20 protein-coding genes are annotated in these 24,524 nt (G+C 43.9%); 14 read left to right on the top strand and 6 right to left on the bottom strand.

What is annotated here, in order from left to right; translation table 11 throughout:
• The 5 genes from WHS63_RS09160 to WHS63_RS09140 all read left to right on the top strand — a co-directional run bounded on the left by WHS63_RS09160 (position 1) and on the right by WHS63_RS09140 (position 5,364).
• On the top strand, positions 1 to 1,215 hold the full coding sequence (locus WHS63_RS09160; RefSeq protein WP_445204847.1) for a CaiB/BaiF CoA transferase family protein: 1,215 nt from the start codon (positions 1 to 3) through the stop codon (positions 1,213 to 1,215).
• Entirely contained in the window at positions 1,202 to 2,326 is a 1,125-nt protein-coding gene (locus tag WHS63_RS09155) for a hypothetical protein (RefSeq protein ID WP_445204846.1), read from the top strand. The genes WHS63_RS09160 and WHS63_RS09155 overlap by 14 nt, the downstream gene beginning before the upstream one ends.
• Entirely contained in the window at positions 2,319 to 3,587 is a 1,269-nt protein-coding gene (locus WHS63_RS09150; protein ID WP_445204845.1) for a thiamine pyrophosphate-dependent enzyme, read from the top strand. The genes WHS63_RS09155 and WHS63_RS09150 overlap by 8 nt, the downstream gene beginning before the upstream one ends.
• A gap of 185 nt (positions 3,588 to 3,772) precedes the next feature.
• The gene (locus tag WHS63_RS09145) at positions 3,773 to 4,975 is read left to right on the top strand and encodes a 6-phosphofructokinase (protein ID WP_445204844.1); all 1,203 of its coding nucleotides are present in this window, start codon (positions 3,773 to 3,775) and stop codon (positions 4,973 to 4,975) included.
• A gap of 2 nt (positions 4,976 to 4,977) precedes the next feature.
• Positions 4,978 to 5,364: a DUF2784 domain-containing protein gene (locus tag WHS63_RS09140; RefSeq protein ID WP_445204843.1), complete on the top strand. Its 387-nt coding sequence runs from the start codon at positions 4,978 to 4,980 to the stop codon at positions 5,362 to 5,364.
• Positions 5,365 to 5,466: 102 nt separating this feature from the next.
• Here WHS63_RS09140 and WHS63_RS09135 read toward each other — a convergent pair whose 3' ends face one another.
• Complete coding sequence (locus WHS63_RS09135; protein WP_445204842.1) at positions 5,467 to 6,153, bottom strand: tRNA/rRNA methyltransferase; 687 nt, start codon at positions 6,151 to 6,153, stop codon at positions 5,467 to 5,469.
• A 112-nt stretch (positions 6,154 to 6,265) separates the two neighbouring features.
• Here WHS63_RS09135 and WHS63_RS09130 point away from each other — a divergent pair, with 112 nt between their 5' ends.
• The 3 genes from WHS63_RS09130 to WHS63_RS09120 all read left to right on the top strand — a co-directional run bounded on the left by WHS63_RS09130 (position 6,266) and on the right by WHS63_RS09120 (position 10,461).
• Positions 6,266 to 7,297 carry a T9SS type A sorting domain-containing protein gene (locus WHS63_RS09130; RefSeq protein WP_369489702.1) on the top strand — a complete coding sequence of 344 codons (1,032 nt, stop codon included), beginning with the start codon at positions 6,266 to 6,268 and terminating at the stop codon, positions 7,295 to 7,297.
• A gap of 534 nt (positions 7,298 to 7,831) precedes the next feature.
• Entirely contained in the window at positions 7,832 to 9,193 is a 1,362-nt protein-coding gene (locus WHS63_RS09125; protein WP_445204841.1) for a deoxyribodipyrimidine photo-lyase, read from the top strand.
• A 44-nt stretch (positions 9,194 to 9,237) separates the two neighbouring features.
• A complete protein-coding gene (locus tag WHS63_RS09120) occupies positions 9,238 to 10,461 on the top strand; it encodes an alkaline phosphatase family protein (protein ID WP_445204840.1) in 1,224 nt (407 codons plus the stop codon).
• 28 nt (positions 10,462 to 10,489) lie between these two features.
• Here WHS63_RS09120 and WHS63_RS09115 read toward each other — a convergent pair whose 3' ends face one another.
• The 4 genes from WHS63_RS09115 to recQ all read right to left on the bottom strand — a co-directional run bounded on the left by WHS63_RS09115 (position 10,490) and on the right by recQ (position 15,826).
• Positions 10,490 to 11,569, bottom strand: a complete 1,080-nt coding sequence (locus tag WHS63_RS09115) for an alpha/beta hydrolase family protein (protein WP_445204839.1) — start codon at positions 11,567 to 11,569, stop codon at positions 10,490 to 10,492.
• A 316-nt stretch (positions 11,570 to 11,885) separates the two neighbouring features.
• Entirely contained in the window at positions 11,886 to 12,701 is an 816-nt protein-coding gene (locus WHS63_RS09110) for a hypothetical protein (protein ID WP_445204838.1), read from the bottom strand.
• An 11-nt stretch (positions 12,702 to 12,712) separates the two neighbouring features.
• Positions 12,713 to 13,603, bottom strand: a complete 891-nt coding sequence (locus WHS63_RS09105) for an ATP-binding cassette domain-containing protein (protein ID WP_445204837.1) — start codon at positions 13,601 to 13,603, stop codon at positions 12,713 to 12,715.
• 18 nt (positions 13,604 to 13,621) lie between these two features.
• The gene (recQ, locus tag WHS63_RS09100; protein ID WP_445204836.1) at positions 13,622 to 15,826 is read right to left on the bottom strand and encodes a DNA helicase RecQ; all 2,205 of its coding nucleotides are present in this window, start codon (positions 15,824 to 15,826) and stop codon (positions 13,622 to 13,624) included.
• A gap of 169 nt (positions 15,827 to 15,995) precedes the next feature.
• Here recQ and WHS63_RS09095 point away from each other — a divergent pair, with 169 nt between their 5' ends.
• From WHS63_RS09095 to WHS63_RS09070, 6 genes are all read left to right on the top strand, one after another.
• Positions 15,996 to 16,958 (top strand): KpsF/GutQ family sugar-phosphate isomerase, encoded by a 963-nt coding sequence (locus WHS63_RS09095; protein ID WP_445204835.1) that lies wholly within the window; start codon positions 15,996 to 15,998, stop codon positions 16,956 to 16,958.
• A 16-nt stretch (positions 16,959 to 16,974) separates the two neighbouring features.
• The gene (tatC, locus tag WHS63_RS09090) at positions 16,975 to 17,763 is read left to right on the top strand and encodes a twin-arginine translocase subunit TatC (protein ID WP_445204834.1); all 789 of its coding nucleotides are present in this window, start codon (positions 16,975 to 16,977) and stop codon (positions 17,761 to 17,763) included.
• A 2-nt stretch (positions 17,764 to 17,765) separates the two neighbouring features.
• The gene (locus WHS63_RS09085) at positions 17,766 to 20,216 is read left to right on the top strand and encodes a DUF5686 family protein (protein WP_445204833.1); all 2,451 of its coding nucleotides are present in this window, start codon (positions 17,766 to 17,768) and stop codon (positions 20,214 to 20,216) included.
• Between the two features lie 10 nt (positions 20,217 to 20,226).
• On the top strand, positions 20,227 to 21,402 hold the full coding sequence (locus WHS63_RS09080; RefSeq protein WP_445204832.1) for a MalY/PatB family protein: 1,176 nt from the start codon (positions 20,227 to 20,229) through the stop codon (positions 21,400 to 21,402).
• Positions 21,403 to 21,538: 136 nt separating this feature from the next.
• Positions 21,539 to 22,573 carry a serine hydrolase domain-containing protein gene (locus WHS63_RS09075; protein ID WP_445204831.1) on the top strand — a complete coding sequence of 345 codons (1,035 nt, stop codon included), beginning with the start codon at positions 21,539 to 21,541 and terminating at the stop codon, positions 22,571 to 22,573.
• 27 nt (positions 22,574 to 22,600) lie between these two features.
• Positions 22,601 to 23,614 carry a dihydroorotate dehydrogenase-like protein gene (locus tag WHS63_RS09070; protein WP_445204830.1) on the top strand — a complete coding sequence of 338 codons (1,014 nt, stop codon included), beginning with the start codon at positions 22,601 to 22,603 and terminating at the stop codon, positions 23,612 to 23,614.
• A 617-nt stretch (positions 23,615 to 24,231) separates the two neighbouring features.
• Here the strand turns inward: WHS63_RS09070 and WHS63_RS09065 are convergent.
• The coding region (locus WHS63_RS09065; protein ID WP_445204829.1) for a hypothetical protein at positions 24,232 to 24,524 on the bottom strand (293 nt) is incomplete at its 5' end.

Raw genomic sequence — 24,524 nt, 5'->3', positions numbered from 1 at the left:
ATGCAACGAGGTCCACTATTTGGGATAAAAGTGCTTGAATTGGCCAACGTTTTGGCCGGGCCAAGTGTTGGAGTGGCTTTAGCCGAGATGGGCGCAAGCGTAATTAAAGTTGAAAACTCGGTTACTTGCGGCGATGTTACACGAACCTGGAAGTTAACCACCGAAGACCCTAAGACTGATATTTCGGGTTACTTCAGCTGCGTGAACTGGGGCAAAAAATCAATAGCCCTCGATTTGAATAAGCCCGAAGGGCTTGAGGTAGTTTACCGCCTAGCCAAGGTTTGCGATATTGTTTTAGCCAGCTACAAGCCCGGCGATGCTGAAAAGCTCAAGGTAGATTACAACACCTTAAAGCAACATAACAAGTCAATTATTTATGCCCAAATAACAGGCTATGGTCTTAAGAATAAACGTGCCGGTTATGATGCTATCATTCAGGCCGAAAGCGGTTTTACATACATGAATGGCGAGCCCGATGGCCAACCCGTTAAGATGCCCGTAGCCCTTATGGATTTACTGGCTGGACATCAACTTAAAGAGGCCATTTTGCTGGCTTTACTTAACCGGGAGAGAAAAGGTGAAGGAGCTTTCATTGAAACAAGCCTGATAAAATCAGGTGTTGCTGCTCTGGCCAATCAGGCTACTAACTGGTTGGTTGGTAACAAAATCCCTGAACGAATGGGCTCTGAGCATCCCAATATTGTACCTTACGGTAAAATATTCTATACAGCCGATGGAAAACCCTTAGTGCTTGCCATTGGTAGCGATAAGCAGTTTGCTGAGCTTTGCACAGTACTCGGAAAACCCGAACTGGCTACCGATGAACGTTTCTCAACCAATTTCAATAGGGTTAAGCACCGCATGGAGTGTAACAATGCTGTGCAAGAGCACATTTCAAAGTTCAATCGCGATTACTTATTGGCGGAGTTTGAGAAACGCGCTATTCCGGCTGGCGGGGTGTTCAACATGAAGGAGGTTTTTGAACTCCCTGAGGTGCAGGATTTAGTGATGGAGAGCAAAACAACATCGGGTATGCCAATAAAGGGATTACGAACAGTAGCATTCAGCATGGGTGAAAACACTAAGCCCATTAAACTTCAGGCTCCCCCGCATTACGGTGAGCATACCATGTCTGTTCTTAAGGAGATGCTGGGCTACTCAGCTGAGGAAATTAATAGTTTAATTGAAAAAAAGGTGGTTTATGCACGAAAGTAAAAAGAACCTTGCTTTTATTGATGGTTCGAGATTAATAACCGAAGCCTTGGTACGGGCTGGCGCCGATACCTTTGTGGGCTATCCAATAACACCCGCCAACTTGCTTTACCTTTATGCTAGCAAGCGTTTCCCCACCATGCTGGCTGCCCCCGACGAAATTACCACGCTACAATGGATGAGTGGTTTTGCAGTGGCTGGTCATGTGCCTGTTACAGCTACCTCTTATCCCGGATATGCCCTGATGGTTGAATCAATTGGCATGGCTGCCATGATGGAGTTACCAATGGTAATAGTGCTAGTTCAACGTCTAGGACCAGCAACAGGAACCGCAACTTGTGGCGCACAGGGCGATTTGAATGTGGTTTATGGTACTATGTCGGGTGGTTACTCAATACCCACTTTTTCAATTAGTAACTATCACGATTGCTGGGAACTATCGGCTAAAGCCGTGCATACTGCAATTGAACTTCGTACACCGGTTGTGCTTCTTACTTCAAAGGAGATGGTGATGACCCTTCAGTCGTTCGACTGGTCAAACCTTCCTGAGATTCAGCCCAAAAAAGTTAAGCACTATAAAGGTGAGGGGACTTACTTGCCTTACAAGGCTGATGAAACCCTGGTGCCTGACTTTTTACCAGTAAGCCAAAACAAGCATCAGGTTCGTATTACAGCATCAACCCACGATACCAAGGGAATCCTACAAAATGTTCTTCCGGAAGCCATTGAAAACACCAAGCGCCTTGAGCAAAAGTTGCGTAGGCATATTGATGAATATACCACATATGAGCTTGATGAGCAGCAAGGTTCTGAAACCTTAATTATTACCTACGACATTTCTTCGCAGGCTTCGCGCGAGGCTGTTGTTCACCTTAGAGAGAAGGGCAAGAAGGTTTCGCTTCTGGTAGCAAAAACTCTTCTTCCAATACCACAGATTTATGTTGATATTGCTAACCGCTATCCCAGAGTGGTGGTGGTTGAGGAAAACCTTACCGGTCAACTGCGTCACCTGCTGTTTGGCGCTGCTGGCCGTAAGGGCGTTAGCGGTGTAAATGGAATTGCTAAAATGATAAGTCCAACCGAAATAGTTGAGGAGGTAATGCGCTATGAGTAATACCCGTTTCTTAACCGATGCCCAGTTACCGTTTTGCAAGGGTTGTGGGCATGCGTTGGTAGCCCAAAATACTGAGAAGGCCTTACAAAAACTTAATGTCAACCCCCTCGACGTGGTACTGGTTACCGATATTGGATGCCATGGAATTGTGGATAAGAGTTTTCTAACCCATACCGTTCATGGGCTGCATGGTCGCTCATCGGCTTTGGCTGCCGGTATTACTGCGGGTTTAAATAACCCCGGCAAAAAGGTGATAGTTTTCACTGGCGATGGTGGTGCAACCATTGGCATGCAGCATTTGATTGGTGGAGCTCACTTGGGCTTTGACATGACAGTTGTGGTACACAACAACATGCTTTACGGTATGACCGGTGGTCAACCATCTGAGTTTACCCCGTGCGGTTTTAAAACGCCTACTCTCCCCGAGGGAAGCACAAAACCTGGCTATGACATCTGTGAGTTAATGGTTGCTGCTGGAGCATCGTACGTTGAACGTGTGATTGGTATTGGCGATTATTCCGATTCGCTGGCCAAAGCATTTACAGCCCCTGGATTCTCACTTGTTGAGGTCATGGAGATTTGCCCAAGCTATGGCGTAAAATCGAATCCGGGAATGAAGCTTAGCAAGCTCGTTGAGGATGCCGGTTGGAACGTTAAAGTTTATGCCGATGGCAAGGGTAATTCGTTCAAAACACCTATTAACAGTGAACCTAAGAGTTTGATTTCGGACAAATTTGAGGTGAAACCCAAGTACTCCAGCAGTATTGAGAGGCCAGTTAGCATAATGTTGTCGGGTTCTGCTGGCGAGGGTGTTCAGTCGGCTGCCGAATTCATGGCAAAGGCTGCCATAGTATCGGGTCTTAATAGTACCAAAAAAGGGAGTTACCCGGTTACGGTTGGTGTTGGATTCTCGGCATCGGAGGTAATTGTTTCTCCTAAGCAGATTCTTTACACTGGCTCACCTGTTCCCGATGTACTTATAATCACATCGACCGACGGTTTGGGCTATGCCCGCGCAGCGGCTGGCAGAATGAAAGGAGGAGTTATCTATATTGATGAAACATTGGATGCGCCTGAAACCGGTGCTCGCATTGTTAAAGTTCCTTTCCGCGAGAGGGTAGGGGCAAAGAATAGCGCCATGTATGCTGTTTTCTACGCCGTTCATTATGAAAAATTCTACCCAATTGAGGCTCTCAAGGATGTTTTCCTTTCCAATAAAATAGCCGAAAAAGTAAATATCGAAAGTTTGCTGCAGTTTTGACCAAGATTAATCGATAGGAACACAATAAATAGTTAAACTACCTGTTTCTATCGACGAACTTGGGTTTAAGTTAGTTTATTTAAAGCATTTTTAGGGGCTGCCCAATATGGGTAGCTCTTTTTTTCTATTGACTTTAGCTCAGAATAAACTTATATTTAATCGTTTTTAAATTAAAATTTAAAGCTATGGAACAGCAAAAGAAATCTCCAATTATTGCAATACTTACCGGCGGGGGCGATGTGCCCGGACTTAACCCGGCCATACGAGCTATAACCATCAGGGCGTTACGCGAAGGTTTTAGCGTGATTGGAATACGGCGTGGTTGGGCTGGTTTGATTGAGATTATCCGCGATAAGCATGTGGATAATAGCCATTGCTTTGAGGTTTTAACTGAGGAGCGTGTTAATAAAGCATTCCGTACCGGTGGAACATTTTTACACACCTCGCGCACAAACCCTGCTAAGGTTGCAAAGGATAATGTACCTGAACACCTAAAAGCAAAATATAACAAGGATATAAACGATTTAACACCTGAGGTTATTAAAAATCTATCTTTTTTGGGCATCGACTACCTAATACCCATTGGGGGTGACGATACCCTCAGCTATGGCGTTAGGCTTTACCAGGAAGGGTTTAAGGTGATAGCTATCCCTAAAACCATGGATAACGATGTTCCCGGAACCGATTACTGCATAGGGTTTAGCACTTGCGTTACACGCACTATTGCATTAACCGATATGTTACGAACCTCGGCAGGCTCGCATGAACGAATACTGGTGATGGAGGTTTTTGGCCGATATGCCGGATTTACCGCCATGCTTCCTACCATGGCTGGCGTGGCTAACCGCTGCGTAATACCTGAGTACAAATTCAACATTGAAAGGCTTACCGAGCTGTTAGTTGAGGATAGAAATCGAAACCCAAGTAAGTACTCAACAGTTTTGGTTTCGGAGGGGGCTACCTTTGAAGGGCTTGAGCAAATGGTTTTCCAGAGTAGTGAACGCGATGCATTTGGTCATGCTAAACTCGGCGGTATTGGTGATATTGTTTCCCGAAAGATTAAAGAGCTAACGCCCAAGTTCAACAACGGTAAAACCATAAACATTATAAGTCAGAACCTTGGCTATTTGGTTCGTGGCGGGGAGCCCGATGCTATTGATTCCATTGTCCCCATGGCATTTGGCAACCTTGCACTCGATCTTATCCTGAAGGGTGTTCACGGAAGGCTTGTAGTTCTTAAGAATGGTCGTTACGATAATATGCCTATTGATGTGGTTACCAGCAAGAAGAAGATTGTGAACGTGGAGCGTTACTATAATACTGAACGTTTACGTCCGTTCTATAAGAGCTTTGAGATGCAACCACTGTTCATCATGACCAGCGAGTAACAATGCAAATAATCCTTCAAATCCTTGACTACTTTTTTGTTGGTTTGCATACATTCATAGTACTATTTAATCTTTTTGGTTGGATATGGGCCAGATTCCGGAGGTGGAATCTGGCCTTGCTTATTCTTACAGGTCTCAGCTGGTTTGGGCTTGGCATATTCTACGGTTGGGGCTATTGTCCTTTAACTGATTGGCACTTCAGGGTACTCCAAGAACTTGGCAGAGCACCTCAAGAAACATCGTATATATCCTATTTGCTAAATAGGCTTTTACAGCTAAGAGTTGACGATACACTGGTTGATAGCGCCACCCTAATTTGTTTTATGGTGGCTTTAGTTACCTCAGTTATTCTGAACGTTAGGGGATTAAGGTTAAAGGATAAAGGATAAAGGATAAAGTTGAAGGATAAAGGATAAAGATGAAGGATGAATGGGTTTTATATTATTGAGATAATGACTTCTGATTTATTGTTTTCCATCCTGTTTTTCCATTTACCTGTTCAGTTTCTGAATTAACTCGGTTGTTATGGAGTGCAGCAGTTTAATATCCTGCTCACCGAGTTCGCTGAGGCGCTCCATGAGCCTACCGTATATTAGCTTATCGGGTCCAAGGTCAATAGCCTTCATCACTGCATCAACTTTTTTTGAAAGCGCCTGAAACGACTGGGTGGTGTCGGCCTTGGCTGCTTGGTTCTCGCCTAAGTTAATTCCCGATAGAATATAGGCATAAACCATCACCGATTGTGCCAGGTTTAGCGATGGGTATTTAGTTTTAAGCGGAATAGTAGTAACCCTTTGGCAAAGATTTATCTCGTGGTTGGTAAGCCCCGACTCCTCTCGGCCAAATACAACGGCCACATTGTTGATTGTGTCGCCTTTCCCCTCGATAAATTTTGGCATTTCATGGCTGTCGATAATGTCCAGCTTTATCCACCTATCGCGGGCCGATGTGGCAAAGGCAAAGTCGATATCGTGCAGTGCTTCCTCTAGTGTATTATAAACACTAGCATTCTCAAGGATATCGTTAGAGGCGTGTGCCAGCTTGCGAGCATCAACCGAAAGGTAATCGCAGGGGTTTACCAGTCGTAAGTCGTTGAAACCCATTGTTTTCAAGGCTCGGGCTGCTGCACCAACATTCTCGGGTACAGCAGGTTCCACAAGAATAAATACAATTTTCATCTCTTTTAGGAATTATCGCAAAATTAACAATGAAATTAGAACTATTTGCCTTAATCTATTGATTTGAGTTGGCTGTATGATTAAATTTGTTTTTACACAAAAGGGTAATCGTATGAAAAAGATTTTACTATTTGCCATTTTTGCATCGGGCGTAACCATTACAGCTGCCCAGGTAAAGCTAACGCAGGAAACCCATGGTTTCTTTGCCGATTTAAAGAACCCAATGGTTCTAACTAGCTATGTTGAACCCGGACAGTCGGGAAGCAACGTGGTATGGGACTTCAGCAAGTTGCAGGTTCAGAATTCTTTTACCGGTAACATTGAAGGTTTTTACACTTCAAAGTGTTGCAGCAAGTTTACCAAGGGTAATGTGGTACTTGAGGAGTTCGGAAACTTCTTTGTTTTTGAATCAACCCCTGCAAGCCTTGAGCAGGTTGGTTACATGTCGGCAAATGGGGTAACCCGCTTTGAGTATAGCAAACCCTTTATTAAAATGCGTTACCCATTTAGCTATGGCGATTTTTACAGTGGCAATTACGAGGGTAATTATATTGTAAACGATAATGTAATTGGTACAATCTCCGGCACTTACCAGGTTGAGGGCGATGGCTTTGGAAAGTTGATACTTCCAAACGGTCAAACTCTTAATAATGTGCTTCGTGTTAAGGAGGTTAGAACCACCAAGCAGGTATTCAGTAGCGGTTCGGCTTTAATCACCGATATAACCTACCGTTGGTATGTGGCTCAGCATAGGTTTCCAGTACTAGTCCTAATCCGTAGCGAGGTCAAAGGCGAGAACTCAGAACCAGTTGTAAGTACACGTGCTGCGTATAATAGCAATGTGATGAATGCTACCACATCAATTCCAACCAATCAAATATCAGCTCTCAGCTTAAGCGCTTACCCTAATCCATACACCGATAGGGTCAAAATTGAGTTTACCATGGCCCAACGGGATCAGGTTAACCTTAGCATTTACGATATGAGCGGCAAGCTGGTAAAGGAAATTGAGAACAACACCCTCGATTCTGGCCTAAAACACTATGAGTTCTCAGCAAAGTCCCTGGGCTTAACCAGTGGTGCTTACATACTCAAGCTAAAGGTTGGTCAAATTGAGGAAACACGCAAGCTGTTGGAGTTATAGATGTTAAATATCTTTATTGAAGGCCGGGTAATCCCGGCTTTTATTTTAACCAGGACTAGTAAGTAGAAATATAATTATACATTTAAACAATTTGTTTCAATTGTTTATCGAGGTAATCCCGACTTATCAAAATCTTTCATTTCGAGATCTCGGAACGATTAGATTTTGTTAGTGGATTCGTCAAACGAAAAATTCAATTGTGAGTATTCCCTAAATTGTTTACGCATCCCCATTCTTTTCAGTCCATTTTAATTTGTTAGTTCATGGTACTTCGGTTTTGCTATTCACTGTTCACCTCTCACTTTTCACTTTTCACTTTTCACTTTTCACTTTTCTCAATTCCTCTAACTTCCTCTAACTCCATCATATTCTTTCTATTCCGATTCATTCCGACTCATTCCTCAAAAATCAGCATGGTTGAACTTGCTAATTCATGGTTCTTGGGCATGATATTGACCCATTTCCCTAAAATTTATTAAACATATTTCAAGAACTCAATGTTTTTGGCTATTTTTACCTTAAAGCTGTAAATTGATGTTCCACAGGGATAGCTTTAATAAACATAGGGTAAGGGAACTTAAGGCGGGCGAGGTAAAAGGGAAGGGCCCGGTTATCTACTGGATGTCGCGCGACCAACGCGTTGCCGATAACTGGGCGCTTATTTATGCCAAGCTAAAGGCAAATGAGCATAAGGTTCCCCTCCGGGTAGTATTTACCCTTGCTTCGGCATTCCCTGCTGCCAATCTCCGTCATTACGATTTCATGCTCAAAGGCCTTGCAGAGGTTGAAAAAAGCCTTGCCCTTGAGGGAATCCCTTTCAACCTCCTAAGGGGCGAACCCGCTGAACAGCTTTGGGAATTTGCCGAAAGGGTTGAGGCTTCGCTTATTGTAAGTGATTTTGACCCGCTTTGGGTTAAACGCGATTGGAAATCGCAGCTTAACCAGCGTATAACCATACCTCATCATGAGGTTGATGCTCACAATGTGGTTCCCTGTTGGTATGCTTCGCCTAAATTGGAGTTTGGGGCGTACACCCTTCGACCCAAGATAAAGAAACACCTATCAACCTTCCTGACCGATTTCCCAGATGTAAAGTTGCAGTGTAAATCGGAACCTAATCCTCATCTTACGCGTTGGCACGAGGTGCTGGTTTGGCTCAATGTTTCCGATGAGGTTAAGCCTGTTAAGGCTTTTGAGGCCGGCGAGAACGCTGCCCACGCAATGCTCTCCGAATTTATTTCGCTCAGGCTAAAGGGCTATGCCGAAAAACGTAACGACCCCACTCTCGAGTGGCAATCGAACCTATCGCCCTATTTGCATTTTGGCCAAATTTCGGCCCAGCGAGTTGCCATTGAGGTGCTAAAGGCACCCGCGCCTGAAACCGATAAGCAGGCATTACTGGAGGAGTTGATTGTTAGGCGTGAACTCTCCGATAATTTCTGTTTTTACAACCCGGGTTATTCCCGATTTGCCGGATTTCCCGATTGGGCTAAGGAATCGCACCGCATTCACCGTTTCGATGTTAGGGAATACCTCTATACCCTAAACGAATTTGAAATTGCTCATACGCACGATCCACTTTGGAATGCTGCGCAGCTGCAGCTGGTAAATAAAGGGAAAATGCATGGCTACATGCGTATGTACTGGGCTAAAAAGATACTGGAGTGGACTACCTGCCCTGAGGAAGCCATGCGTTTTGCCATTTACCTGAACGACAAGTACAGCCTCGATGGTCGCGATCCCAATGGCTATACGGGAATTGCATGGTCAATTGGAGGGGTGCACGACAGGGCCTGGCCTGAGAGGCCAATTTTCGGCAAAATACGCTATATGAACTTTGAGGGCTGTAAACGTAAGTTCGACGTTGAAAAGTATATCAGGATGAATCTTGGTTAAACCTTTTGTAGCTAGAAGGTGTTTAACAATAAACCACAATTCCTATGAAACGATTTTTTGCCATTATCCCGATTATTGCATCAGGTATCCTACTTATTTTTAGCAACACGCTAAGGGCACAGGATAAACTATCGCCCGATAGCTACGTTTTACTCATCTCCCTTGATGGATTCAGGTGGGACTACCCCAATATTTACAGCACGCCCAATATCGATGCTTTTGGGCAGAGCGGTGTTAGGGCCCAGTCGCTCATTAGCTGCTACCCATCAAAAACCTTTCCTAACCACTACAGCATAGCAACCGGATTGCACCCCGACCACCATGGGATAGTGAACAACTCATTCTATGACCCGGAATTGGGATACTACAGACTTGGCGATAGGAAAAGTGTTGAAAATGGTAAATTTTACGGTGGTGAGCCAATTTGGGTGACCGCTGAAAAGCAAGGCGTTAAAACTGCATCGTTTTACTGGGTTGGTTCCGAGGCTCCCATTCAGGGCATTCAACCAACATACTGGAAACGCTATGCCCAAAAGGTACCTTTTACCCAAAGGGTCGATACGGTTCTAAAATGGTTCACGCTACCTGTTGAGCAACGCCCCCGACTGGTTACTTTTTACTACCACGAACCAGACTGGGTTAGCCACGATTACGGCCCTGTTTCGCCCCAAACCCGAAAGGTTGTTGAACAGCTCGATAGCCTAATAGGGTACTTCCTAAACCGTCTTTCGGAATTACCAATAGCAGGGAAACTCAACATAATCATTCTTTCCGATCATGGCATGGCTGAAATTTCATCCCAAAGAGTGGTTAACCTTTCCGATTACCTCGATAAGCAACATTTCAAGTACATTTCAGGCGGAAACCCGGTTTATACCCTTCAACCACAACCTGAACATTACCAGGCTGTTCTTGCCAAGCTAAAATCAATTCCTCACCTAAAGGTTTGGGAGCGAAACGAGATACCCAAACGCTACGTATATGGAAGTAATCCACGGGTAAACGATATTCTGGTTGAGGCAGAGCTGGGCTGGAGTGTAACCTGGAGCGACGATAAGGACAGCTACTCCGGCGGCACCCATGGTTACGATAACCTAATCCCTGACATGCAAGGGATATTCTATGCCAAAGGCCCCGCCTTCAAAAACGGTTATGTTCACCCGTCGTTCCTGAATGTAAATGTTTACACCATATTAGCCCATATTCTGGGGCTAAACCCTGCTAAAACCGATGGGAGTATGGAGGAGGTTGCGGGAATGCTAAAATAAAAAAAGGGTGTGAAAAACACCCTTTTTTTTACTTTATAGGCAAGTACGCTGCTCTATTGATATCCTCAACCGATTTTATGGGTCTAGGCGGGTTAAGGTACTGCGCCAGGAACTTATAGATTTTCACCCTGATTTGGCGTGCAGCCTTTGTATCAATCCTATCGAATGAGTGGCCGCCGGGCATATCCTGGAATATTTCGTACTCAAATTTTTTCCCCACAGCCTTAAGCGATTTAATGAGCGATTCCACCTCAATTACGTAAACATCGTCATCGTTGGTGTTGGTGTGAATGAGCAGTGGGGTTTTTAGCTTGTGGGCCTGCCATGCAGGTGAGCGACGACGGTACTCATTTATATCCTCCCGGGGAGTTTTTCCAATGTGGTAATCGGCATCGTAGAGCTTACGGTACTCATCCTCGGCATAGCCATAGCGCAGTATCATGTCCGATACAGGCACACCGGCAAAAGCGCAAGCGTAGCTATCGGGGTGGTCAAAAATATTGTGCAGGGCAATCATACCCCCGTGGCTCCAGCCCACAATTCCTACACGGTTCCCATCCACAAAGTCGTAGTTCTCAACCATGTAATTGCGGCTGGCAAAAACATCCTCGTTTTCCAACCCGCCATAATCAATTTGTCGCCAGAACGATTGGCCATAGCCTGTGCTGCCACGGTATTCGGGCGCAACCACAATGTATCCCTGGGCTATCATTTCGCGAACTATGTGAGTGTGATATGTGGTAAAATCGGCATGAACGCCCCCATGTGGCAGCACAATAAGCGGGTATTTTTTCGATGGGTCAATGTTGCGGGGTATAAAAACATAGGTCCAAAATTTCAAGGGATTTTTTGCACCGGTTTGCTCAGGGTTTCGGATATGTGCTGGTGGTGGGCCGTATATAAAGACTTTGTCAATAAATGCAACATCGCCAAGGCGGTTAAACCATAGCACATCGTCAATCTGTTTCTCAAGAATATCTATTCTATGGTTCAATTCCTCGTTTTCTCTTAATAGCTTATCAACCTTACTATCAAGGTTTTGCTCGGTTTGTGCAGCCAAGGGAAATACTGCTATAGCCAGGACTAATGTGAAAAAATATCGTTTCATAGCATTTTTTTATATTGATGCATAAGTGGTTAAAAGGTTTAGTAAAGATAGGAAATTTTATGAAATGGGCAAGAAGAATAGTAAAGGGAGAAGGTAACAAAATATAGGTTCGTGAAGCGTTAGCCGTTAGCCGTAAAACGTGAGTGTGGTGGAATGACTTGGTATGACTCGGAGTGACTCGGAATGATTCAGAATGAACCTAATTTGGTGTATTAGTAAGACTGAAGGAAAGTGAGTAATCGAAACCTTGAATCCCGCTAATGCGGGACAGGCTCTTGAACCCTGAATCCCCCTTCGCGTTGCGGTACGTTTACCTTTAAAAATCTTTTTTTCTAAAAACAAAGTACGATAGAACAGTGAAGATAGCAATATACAGGCAAGCAACTAAAATATTCTGTGTGAGCGATGTGCTGTTATTTATGGCATCAATGGTGTTCAGGGTGTTTGCATTTATTGAGTCGGTTTGGCTGAACTGCTTTGCCATAATGCCCAAAAAATCGGGCATGGGGGTAAGATTTGAAATTATTTTAACAGGCATAAGCTGAGCTGCTGAGTCGGGTAGAAATAGGCGAATAATAGGCTCAATTAACGCAAAGTAAAGCAGGTAAACTATAATGGTTAGGGCAATATTTCTGGTAAGTACAATTATTAAGAGCGCTATGGAAAAGTAGCCAAGCATTTGAATGAAAAGTACCAGAATGTAACCGTAGCCGGTTAAAAGGTTTTCCCAAGAGCTTAGGACAGGGGTTGCAAAAAGCGCAATTAGCGTTACCAGAACAACCACGTAAATGGCAATTAGCATCAGGAGCGATAGTTTTGCCTTAAACAGGTTATTGCGGCTAAAGCCGTCGAGTAAACCGCGCCGGTAAGTGCCAAACAGAAAATCGTTACCGCACAGAATAATGAATAAAAGGGCTAATACAAGGTTAAACCAGCTGGCCAACCAGGCAACTGTACCCCATGTGTAGGGCTTTGAAAGCAATATATTGGATTCTACTCCATTGAAGTTGAGTGTTGCCTTGTTAGCAATTGTTAGAACCAGCAGGAAAAGGAGGGCATGGAGCGAAATTAGTACCCAAAAGGTTGCATAACCAAGGGTTTTAATTAGCTCCGCTTTTACTGCTCGTATCATAGGCTGTTTTTTTACTTTCGAACTAGTGTAATAAATAGCTCCTCAAGGTTCAGGTTGCGGATTTCGAAAGAGTTAACTGCTATTCCGTGATTTTGAAAATCGGTTATAAGGGTTACCTGATGCTCGCTTTTATTTACCAGTAATTTGAATGAATTACCCACTCTTTCAATAACCTCTATACCGGGGTTGCTGTTAAGGAAATCAATCAGATTTTCAGAATCCCGAACCTCAACAATTGCCACCTTGGCCGATGTGAGCAGTTCGTTGACCCCACCAAAAGCTTGCAGGTGACCTTTTTTAAGTATTGCCACATGAGTACAGGTACGTTGAACCTCATCGAGGTTGTGGCTTGCAACTATGATGGATGTACCTCCGGCATTTAGCTCTTTAATTAGGTTCCGAACCTCAACAATCCCCTCGGGGTCTAAGCCGTTTGTGGGTTCATCAAGTACAATAATTTTTGGGTTACCCAGCAAGGCTTGTGCAATAGCCATGCGTTGCTTCATTCCAAGAGAGAAGGTAGCAACCTTTGCTTTTAGGTTGGGGGTTAGGCCAACCCGCTCAACGGCAGGGAAAATCGCATTATAGCTGATATTCTTAGCCAGTGCGCTGATACGCATATTATCATAAAGGGAAAGGTAAGGGTAGAATGTGGGAACCTCAATAAGAGCCCCAATCCTGGTGGTTGGAACATGGTTTGGTGGGGTGTTAAACCATGTGAAGTGGCCTGAGGTTGGGTATCGTAAGCCCATCAATATCGATAGTAGTGTAGTTTTACCGCTACCATTAGGGCCAAGAATTCCCAGTACCTGACCTTCAACAACCTCGAGCGTGAAGTTACATAGCGCTTCGGTTGTTCCGTAGTTCTTGGTTAGGTTGTTTATTGACAGTAGTGTATGCATACCCACTTGGGAATTGGGTTAGTTACCCATTTCCGACATGAACTTGATACGCATCAATCGGATTTCCTCCTCGGTGATATCATCATCGCCAAGGTTAGCCATTGCTTCCTCAATACTTTCGGTCTGAGCCTCGTTACGGAAGTAGTCGAATATCTCCTCCTGCTTATCCTCGTCAATTACTTTGTTGATGTAGTAGTCGATATTGATGCGTGTTCCGGAATTTACAATGGCCTCAATTTCAGTGAGCAGCTCGTCCATCTCTAGGTTCTTAGCCTCAGCAATATCCTCAAAATCCATTTTGCGGTCGATGCTTTGGATGATGAATACTTTCAGGAGCGATTTGTTTGCCACCGATTTAACAACCATATCCTGAGGACGGATAATTTCCTTTTCCTCAACATATGCCTTAATAAGCTCAACAAATTCTTTACCGAAACGTCGCGCTTTACCCGCTCCAACACCCGATATGTTCTGCAGTTCATCAATTGTAATGGGGTATTGAATAGCCATATCCTCCAGCGAAGGGTCTTGGAAAATTACGAATGGCGGAAGATTTAGCTTCTTGGCCATTTTCTTGCGGAGTTCCTTGAGCATGTTCAACAGCTCATCGTCGGCGGCTCCACCACCAGCCTTGTCGGGCGATAGTCCAATGGCCTCTTCGTCGTCGCCTTCCTCGTAGCGCTGGTCAAGGGTAAACATAACCTCCTGAGGCTTCTCAAGGAAATCCTTACCCTTTTGGGTAACCATTAGCAAACCGTAGTTCTCAATGTCCTTATCGATGTACTTCATTACCAAGGCTTGGCGGATTATGGAGTTCCAGAACATGGGGTCTTTGTCAGCCCCTTCGCCAAAGGTGTCGAGCTGGTTATGCTTATACGATTTAACGGCAGCGGTAACATTCCCGGTAAGGATGTTAACTATATGGTCGGCCTTGAACTTTTGGTTAACGGCAAGTATGGTTTCCAGAACCATTTGAAGTTCATCCTGCCCGTCGAACTGGGTTTTGGGGTTAAGGCAGTTATCGCATGAGTTGCAATTATCCTCAGTGAACTCCTCGCCAAAGTAGTTTAGCAAGGTTTTACGGCGGCACATCGACGACTCGGCGTACGATACGGTTTCGAGTAGTAGCTGTTTGCCTATTTCCTGTTCCGATACCGGTTTACCCTGCATGAACTTTTCCAGCTTCTGGATATCCTTGTAGCTGTAAAAGGTGATACATTGCCCCTCGCCGCCGTCGCGACCGGCGCGGCCGGTTTCCTGGTAGTAACCCTCAAGGCTTTTGGGTATATCGTAGTGGATAACAAATCGAACATCTGGCTTATCGATACCCATTCCAAAGGCAATGGTAGCCACAATAACATCAACCTCTTCCATCAGGAATTTATCCTGGTTCTCGGAACGGGTGCTGGCATCCATACCGGCATGGTAGGGGAGTGCCTTTATACCGTTAACCTTGAGCACCTCAGCCATCTCCTCAACCTTTTTGCGGCTAAGGCAGTATATAATGCCCGATTTTCCTGGGTTATTCTTGATGTACTTGATTATCTCCTTAACGGCGTTAACCTTGGGGCGTACCTCATAGTACAGGTTTGGCCTGTTGAACGACGATTTAAAAACTGTGGCATTCAGCATGCCCAGGTTCTTCTGAATATCGTGCTGAACCTTTGGTGTTGCTGTGGCGGTTAGGGCAATTAATGGGGCTTGGCCTATCTCGTTAATAATGGGACGAATACGGCGGTATTCCGGCCTAAAATCGTGCCCCCATTCCGAGATACAGTGAGCCTCGTCAATGGCATAGAACGATATTTTTACCTGACGGAGGAATTGAACATTCTCCTCCTTGGTGAGCGACTCGGGAGCCACGTAAAGCATCTTGGTGGTTCCTGCCATTATATCGTCCTTTACCTTCTGTATCTGCGCCTTGTTTAGCGATGAGTTAAGAAAATGCGCCACACCATCTTCAACTACAAAGCTACGCATATTATCTACCTGATTCTTCATCAGGGCGATGAGTGGCGATATGATTATGGCCGTACCATCCAGTATGAGTGCCGGAAGCTGGTAGCATAACGATTTACCTCCGCCTGTAGGCATAAGTACAAAGGTGTCGTTTCCGGCAAGAACATTCCTAATGATAGCCTCCTGGTTACCTTTGAAGGTGGTAAACCCGAAATACTTGTTCAGGTACTCTTTTAGCGAGATTTCCGATGCATCAACTTTCATTTCCTTGCGTTTCCTCTGGGTAGGTATTTAACTTTTGTTAATAGGTTTGTTTAAACAATCAAATAAAAAAACAATACTTTTGCTCTAAGATATACTATTAAATTTAAATTAAGGTTTAGTTTAGCGTCTTTTAACAAAGGATTACAAAAGTAGTAAAAATTGACTTACAATGAACTCACAAATAAAAAGTCTGGCTGTTGAAACCATTAAGTCCGAAGCTGCTGCTATTGAGAAACTTGCAGAGTACATTGACGATAACTTTGAGCAAACGGTTAACGAAATATTTAACGGAAAAGGTAGGGTTATTGTTACCGGTATAGGCAAAAGCGCCATAATAGCAAGCAAAATTGTTGCAACCCTTAACTCCACAGGCACTCCGGCCATATTCATGCATGCTGCCGATGCCATCCATGGCGATTTAGGAATTATCCAACCCGACGATATTATCATTTGCCTGTCAAAGAGTGGCAACACCCCTGAAATCAAGGTGCTTGTACCTTTAATAAAGAATTTAGGGAATAAGGTAGTTGCCATTGTTTCAAATACTGATTCGTATTTGGCCCAAAAGGCCGACTACGTTTTGCGGGCAACCGTTGAGCGCGAGGCCTGCCCCAATAACCTGGCTCCCACATCGAGCACCACTGCTCAGCTGGTAATTGGCGATGCTTTGGCTGTGTGCCTTTTAAAGCTACGTGGTTTTACTCCTGCCGATTTTGCCCGTTTTCATCCCGGAGGCTCGCTTGGGAAAAAGCTTTACATGAGGGTTTCCGACATCTTCTCGCAGAATAATGTGCCGAGGGTTCACCCAAACGACCCAATACCTTCAGTTATTATTGAAATTTCGTCGAAAAGACTTGGCGCTACAGCCGTATTGGACGATAACGGAAAGCTCATGGGTATAATAACCGATGGCGACCTGCGTCGTATGCTCCAGAACAACGCTACCATTGAGGGGTTAACCGCCAAGGATATTATGTCCAGAACGCCAAAAACTATCGACCCACATGAGCTGGCCATTAATGCCTTCCACCTGATGGAGCAGCACAAAATAACCCAACTTTTAGTAATGGAGAATGAAAGATACCTGGGAGTTATTCACATTCACGATATACTGCGCGAGGGTATAGTTTAACCTATCCTTTATTGCCATGAAAAGCAGGTCGGAGATGACCATTCTTGAGCACCTGGCGGAACTTCGGTTGGTTTTGCTAAAAGTAGTTGTGGCTGTGGTGCTGGCAAGTGTGGTTGCCTTTCTTTTTGGCGATAAACTTCTTGAGCTACTTACGCAGGTTAGTGATCCCAACTTTATCACAAACCGATGGTTATGCAAACTGGCTGGCATTCTAAACTCCCCCGATTTGTGCATCAATAGCCATAGGCTAAGTTTTAACAACATTGAACTAGCCGGGCAATTTACCCTGCATGTCAGGCTTGCTTTTTTTGGAGGAGCAATACTTATTGCACCTTATAGCGTAACAGCCATTGCAAGGTTTATTCTACCTGCCTTAAAGGAGAAGGAACGAAAGGTTTCCATAAAATTTTTAATATACAGCATAGTTCTTTTCATTATTGGTGTGGCATTTGGCTACTTTATTATTGCACCCATAGCTGTTCATTTCCTGGCTAATTACAGCTTGAGCGAATCAATTGCGAACCAAATAACCGTTCAATCGTTCATTAGAACAGTTACGCAAACTGTTTTTGCAATGGGGTTAAGTTTTGAATTGCCTTTAGTAGTTTTCCACCTGACTAAATGGCATATAATTGAGATTAAAGTTTTAAAGCGAAATAGGCCCATAGCTATTGTTGTGTTACTTACATTGGCTGCCATTATTACACCGCCCGATGTATTTAGTATGATAATTGTAGCTGTGCCGCTATGGTTGCTTTACGAGGTAAGCATTTTTGCTACAAAATGGGCTAAAACTAAGGATTAGCTATGAAACGCCTTTTAACAGTATTATTTATAGCATTTTTTTGCTCAAATTTTGCTCTCGGTCAAGGTCAAATAACCAAGATTAGGGGCAAGGTTTTAGATGCTCAAACCAACGAGCCTTTGCCATACGTTAATGTTACATTCAAGAACACCACTCAGGGTACCATTACATCCGAAAAAGGAGAATTTTTTCTTGAGTCGCGCATAGCAACCGATACACTTATAGTTTCTTTTGTGGGTTATAAACCCGCAATGCTCAGGGTTAAAAAGGGTGTTTACCAGGAGGTATCGGTAAACCTTGAGCCAGAGGCCATTGAACTTGAAGCAGTGGTTGTTAAACCAGGCGAGAGTCAGGCAAATCGCATTATCCGGAATATCATCGCGAACAAGGATAAAAACAATCCTGCAAATTTTAGCTATAGCTGTAAAAACTACAATAAGATTCAGGTTGATATCAATAATATTGATGAGGATATTAAGAAACGCAAGGTATTCAACCAGTTTCAGTTTATATGGGACTATGTTGATACCAATGCGGTAACCGGTAAAACTTACCTGCCAATATTCATTACCGAGTCGTTATCGGATTACTACTACCGCGCAAATCCAAAGATGGAAAAGGAAATCATCAGGGCTACTAAAATGTCAGGTGTTAACAACGAGAGCGTAGCGCAGTTTACAGGCAAAATATACCAAAGCGTTAATATTTACGATAACTACATCAACATTTTTGACCAGGGGCTGGTGAGCCCTATTTCCAACTCCGGGATGCTTTTCTATAAGTACATTCTGCTGGACAGCATGTATATTGATAACCGTTGGTGCTACCAGATTTCGTTCCGTCCCCGCCGCAAAATGGAACCAACCTTTACGGGCGATTTCTGGGTAAACGATAGCACGTGGGCTATTGTTAAAGCCCAGATTAGGTTATCGGATATGGTGAACCTGAACTTTGTGAACGATATGGTGGCTACTGCTGAGTTCATGCCGCTTAACGATACCCTTTGGTTCCCGAAGCAAATGACCCTTTTTGTCGATTTTAACCTCACCGATAAAACAACCGGATTTTTTGGCCATAAAACAATATCGTACAGCGATGTTAAGCTAAATGCTGACTTTCCCAAGGAAATTGCTGAAATGCCCACCAACCTGAAAGTAGAGGAGGGGGCGCTTGACCAGAAGGACGAGTTTTGGAATCAGGCGCGTCCATTTGAGCTTACCCCACGCGAGGCAGGAATTTACCAAATGGTCGATTCCATACAGCAGGTTCCAATGTACAAAACATTTATCGACATTATCGATATGTTTGTAAACTACTACTATACGGTTGGTTACTGGGAAATAGGGCCATACTATCAAACCTATAGCTTCAATGAGATTGAAGGGAACCGGTTTAAGGTTTCGGGACGAACAAGCAATAAGTTTAGTAAAAAGATTATGTTCGATGCCTTTTTGGCATACGGCGATAAGGATGAGCGCTTTAAGTGGGGGTTGGGCTCACTTTACATGATTAATAAAAACCCACGTGAAGCCGTTGGTGTAAGCTACAGAAGCGATATTGAACAGCTAGGGCAAAGCCCCTATGCGCTCACGGAGGATAACATTCTTACATCGTTCCTAAGGCGTAACCCTAACAATAAGCTGACCCTTGTAAAGGACTTTACGGCTTACTATGAGAAAGAGTGGTTTGTTGGCCTATCCAATAAGCTCACTTTTAGCCACCGTACCATTTACCCAACTGAGTTTATCCCATTTACGCCTGTTTTAGGAGGTAACGATTTAAAAAGCATTACCAATGCCACATTCACCCTAAATACCCGTTGGATTAAAGATGAGCGCTATGTTTCGGGCGAGTTTGAGAAAGTTAGCCTGGGTAGCAATTGGCCGGAGGTCAACTTTGATATAACCAGGTCAATTAAAGGTTTTGCCGGATCCGACTACGATTTCTGGAAGTTGCACTTGAACTACTACCATAAATTCAATGTCAACCCCATTGGGTATGCCCGATTTATTCTTGATGCAGGCAAAATTTTCGGGAAAGTACCTTACCCTCTGCTTCAGCTTCATGAGGGTAACGAGACCTATGCATTTGACCGGTATGCCTTTAACATGATGAACTACTACGAGTTTGCTTCCGACCAGTATGTAAGCCTTTACTATGAGCACCATTTTCAGGGGATATTCCTTAACCATTTCCCGATACTCCGGAGGTTAAAGTGGCGCGAGGTGGCTACTGCCAAGTACTTGATAGGGAGCATTAGCAACCAGAACATGCAGGTTCTTCAATTCCCGGCAGGCTTGGGTGAGGTTTCAAAACCTTACATGGAGGTAAGCGTGGGAGTTGAAAATATTTTCAAGGTAATACGGGTCGATGCCCTTTGGCGCCTAACCCATTTGGATAATCCAAACATCCAGCCCTTTGGGGTTCGGGTAGGTTTGCAAATCATCTTCTAAATCTTTAAACATGGCTTTTGATTTCAATCGGTTCATCAGCAGGGAAAACACATCGTGTGTGAAGTACGATTTAAGGCAGGCTATTTTTGGAAACCCCCACGTTTTACCCATGTGGGTAGCCGATATGGATATTCCAACCCCTGATTTTATTATTGATGCTATCCGTGAAAGGCTAAACCATCCCGTTTTGGGTTACACCTTCCGCGATACCGAATACCATAATGCAATAACTTGGTGGTATAAGCATCGCCACAGTTGGGATTTAAAAGCGGAATGGATTGATTTTTGTCCCGGTGTGGTTTCAGGATTAAGCCACGCTATAAGGGCGTTCACAAGCCCAGGCGACAAAGTAATCATTCAGCCACCGGTTTATCGTCCATTTTTTACAACCGTAACAGGTAATGGAAGGGAACTTGCTTTTAACCCCTTGGTTGAGAACGATGGTGAATACACCTTTAATTACGATTTACTTGAAAAGCAAGCCTCACAGGGTGCCAGGATGCTAATCCTATCCAATCCCCATAACCCGGTTGGAAGGCTTTGGAGCAAGGAGGAACTCCTTAAGCTTGGTGAAATCTGTACCAAGTACAACCTGATTATTGTATCGGACGAGATACACTCCGATTTGGTTTTTGATGGTAAAAAGCATTTCTCAATTGCTTCGTTATCGGAGCAGCTTGCCAGCATTACTATTACGTTTGCATCCATGAGCAAAACTTTTAACCTTGCAGGGCTAGCCAGCGGCTTTGTTATTATTCCTAACCCTACGCTCAAGGCAAGGTTTGCTGCTGAGCTGGAGGCAAGCGGAGCAGGCATGGGAAATATTTTTGGGTTTGAGGCATTAAAAGCGGCATTTACACCGCAAGGTGAGGAGTGGCTAAGCGGACTCATGCAACACCTTAACTCAAACTGGGAACTGCTCAGCCTGGGGCTTGCTAAGTATGGCAAGGTTAAGGTTCGTAAACCCGATGCCACATACCTTGTTTGGGCCGATTTCCGTAACACCAACCTACCCGATGACGAGCTAAATAGGCTTTTAGTTTATGAGGCCGGGTTGGGTTTTAGCCCGGGAACTGAGTATGGTGCGGAGGGAAAGGGCTTTCAACGAATCAACATAGCTTGCCCAAATCAAACCATTGAGTTGGCTTTAAAAAGGCTTGCTAAAATAGCACGATACCTAGAGTAGAAGGCCAACCGTTAATCAGAGTTAAAAATATTTAATCGTTTCATTGAACCAAAAGGCGTTTACATCGGTTTATGATGTAAATCCTCTTGCCTTTATCCCTTTTTTTGAATATATTTATACTGTAATCGGAACTTATATGCGGATTGTATTTATATCGATACTACTTTTTATTTCATCGTTAGGGGATGGAGTTGCCGGTATTACTGATATTACAGGAATATCATCTAAAATTGTGGAGCTGAATGAACAGATTAGGCAAGAGCATTACGGTAAGGTAAGCTCAGTAGTTGTGCTTAACATGAGAGGCAAACCTATTTTTGAGCAATACTATGGTTTTAACAGCAGGAATAGCCTAAATCAGATTAGCTCAGTTACCAAGAGCATCACATCGCTAGCCTTAGGAATTTGTATCGATAGGGGTTTAATACCCTCAGTTGATGAGCCGGTTGTTAAGTATTTTCCTGAATATAACAAGCAGTTCAATGAGTATCCGGCCAAGAAAAATATCACTCTAAAACACTTGCTTAACCAAACCACAGGATTAAAGTGGGATGAATGGTTTTTCCCATACAACTATGCGTCGAACAGCCTGATAGCCCTTTTGGAGAGTAAAGCGAATTGGATTGACCATTTTTTCAACCTGCCTGTCGATACCTTGGCGGGTGTAAGGTTTAACTATAACAGCCTATCGTCGCAGGTAATTGCTGAGGTGGTAAGCAGGGTTAGTGGCATGTCATTCAACCAGTTTGTCGTGGAAAATATCTTTAAACCGTTAGGCATTGACCAATACCGTTGGGATGAATACCCCAATAATCGATTCCCTGCATGGGGAGGGATATCCCTAACCACCCTCGATATGGCCAAGATTGGCCTATTGATGCTCAACAACGGAAGGTACAGGAACATGCAGATAGTTTCAGCAAGCTGGATAAACAATTCCATAACCATTCAATCAGTATATAATCAGAACACGGGTTATGGCCTACACTGGTGGGTTGAGCATCAAACCGGCGAGCCTTTAATGTACTATGCGGCAGGCTACGGCGACCAGTACGTGTTTGTTGTTCCGGAAAAAGAGATAGTGATTGCAATAAACGCGCAAAACTTTTCCGATTACCAATGGCCAAAACCGGTTATTGATATTGCCAGAGCAATTGCAACCTCAATTTGAAAAAAGTAACCCCTAATACCAATCGTTATGTCAAAACTCAAAACTAATTATCTAGGAATAGAGCTGCGGAACCCGCTGATAGTGGGTGCATCGTCGCTCACGTCAAACATCGATACCCTGAAGGCCATTGAGAAGGCCGGAGCGGGTGCCGTTGTTTTTAAATCGCTTTTTGAGGAACAAATCCAGCTTGAGGAGTTGGAGCTGGAGAATGAGCTTGAGGAATACAACGAGCGTCATGCCGAAATGGTTAAGCTATTTCCAACCCTTAAGCATGCAGGCCCGGCCGAACATCTGGCCAAGCTTAAAAAAGCAAAAGAAACGCTTGGAATTCCGGTTATAGGGAGCCTTAACGCCATGCACCCCGATACATGGGCTGAGTATGCTCAGGCCATTGCCGATACCGGTGTCGATGCCCTTGAGCTAAACTTTTACACCACCCCCAAGGATTTTGAGGTTGAGGGAAAAACAATCATCCAATCGCAGGTTGAGGTGCTGCAAAGCGTAAAAGAGAAAATAAAAATTCCTATTAGCGTTAAGCTTAGCCCATTCTATACCAACCCGCTGGATGTTATTCGGCGGTTCGACGAGACCGAAGTTGATGGCTTTGTTCTGTTCAACAGGCTATTTCAACCCGATATCGATATCGAAAAGGAGGAGCTGGTACAAACCATTATCCTCAGCGACTCCTCCGACCACAGGTTACCCTTGCGGTTTACCGGATTGCTTTACGGCAATATTGCTGCCGATATATGTGCTGCCACCGGCATTATGAATGGTAACGATGCCGTTAAGATGATTCTGGCTGGTGCCGATGCTTTCCAGGTTGTTAGTACGCTTTACAGGAATGGCATTGACCACATTACCGAGATGCTCGCCCAAATTGAGGGCTGGATGAACAAAAAGGGGTATAAGTCCATTGACGATTTCAGGGGAAAGCTGGCCAAAAAGAACCTACACGACCCATTTGCATACCGCCGTGCCCAGTATGTGGATATCCTGCTCCGCTCCAACGAAATAATTAAGACCAATGCCCTGAAGTAAAGAGAAATTCTATAATGATGAAAGCCGGCCTGAGTTGCCGGCTTTTTGAATTAACGGATTGGCGGTATGTTTTTGTTGCCGATTTCGAAGCACTGTCCTGTCAAGTTAAACGAACGTTTATTAGATGCTAAAACGCTGAAATAGTCACTATCTCGGCAATAAAATATACCGCCTGTTACAAGCTGGCCGTTCTTGTCCTCCGTTATTCATTCTTTAATTTTTGCTGCACTGTCTTTCTGTCCGTGCGTAGGAGTGGGACGGGCTTGAAGGCTCTTTTGGCATTTTTGGATTGAGGGAAAGCTTTGTGGGAATGCCAAATGTGCCTGAAAGCGAAGGGACGGTGCGTGTCGGCTTTCTAATGATGTGAACATGTATATCTTGTACATTCGCATTGATAACCTGCTCTTTTTAATGCTCTGTCTTTGGTGTCTTGACTAAAAGGTTCAGGAGATGGTCCTGAAGTACCATAAGAACTTGTATTTGTGTGACAGTCTGAGCATAATACTTCTGCATTGTCTATGCCATTTCCGCCATCTCTTCTTTTATGATGGACTTCTAAGTTTCTGGTTCTTGTACAACGTGCCATAATTATTGGATTTAAGTTGATAATAAACTGGTTATTTCAAAATCTCCTTAATTTTTTCTTCCTCTTTTCCTTGCTCAATCAAATAGCACTCAACTTTGTCATTAATCACGTATTCCTCAAATGGAATCTGTGTTTGGTATGCTTTAATATTTTTGAGTTGTTTCTGCTCTGTCATAATATCGAGAACTTTCTTTTTGTAGGTCGTATCAATGTTTCCAAGAAGATGTTCTCCTTTACTTTCAATGATGTAAACCAATTCTAAATGATTATCGGCTGTCTTTTTTGCAGCAACAAAATCGGGTCTGATTTTATTTTGCTGCCAAC

It is taken from the genome of Tenuifilum sp., from assembly GCF_037481895.1.
GTDB lineage: Bacteria > Bacteroidota > Bacteroidia > Bacteroidales > Tenuifilaceae > Tenuifilum > Tenuifilum osseticum.
Note: the sequence above shows the minus strand (reverse complement) of the source record. Positions and strands in the feature narration are given on the sequence as shown.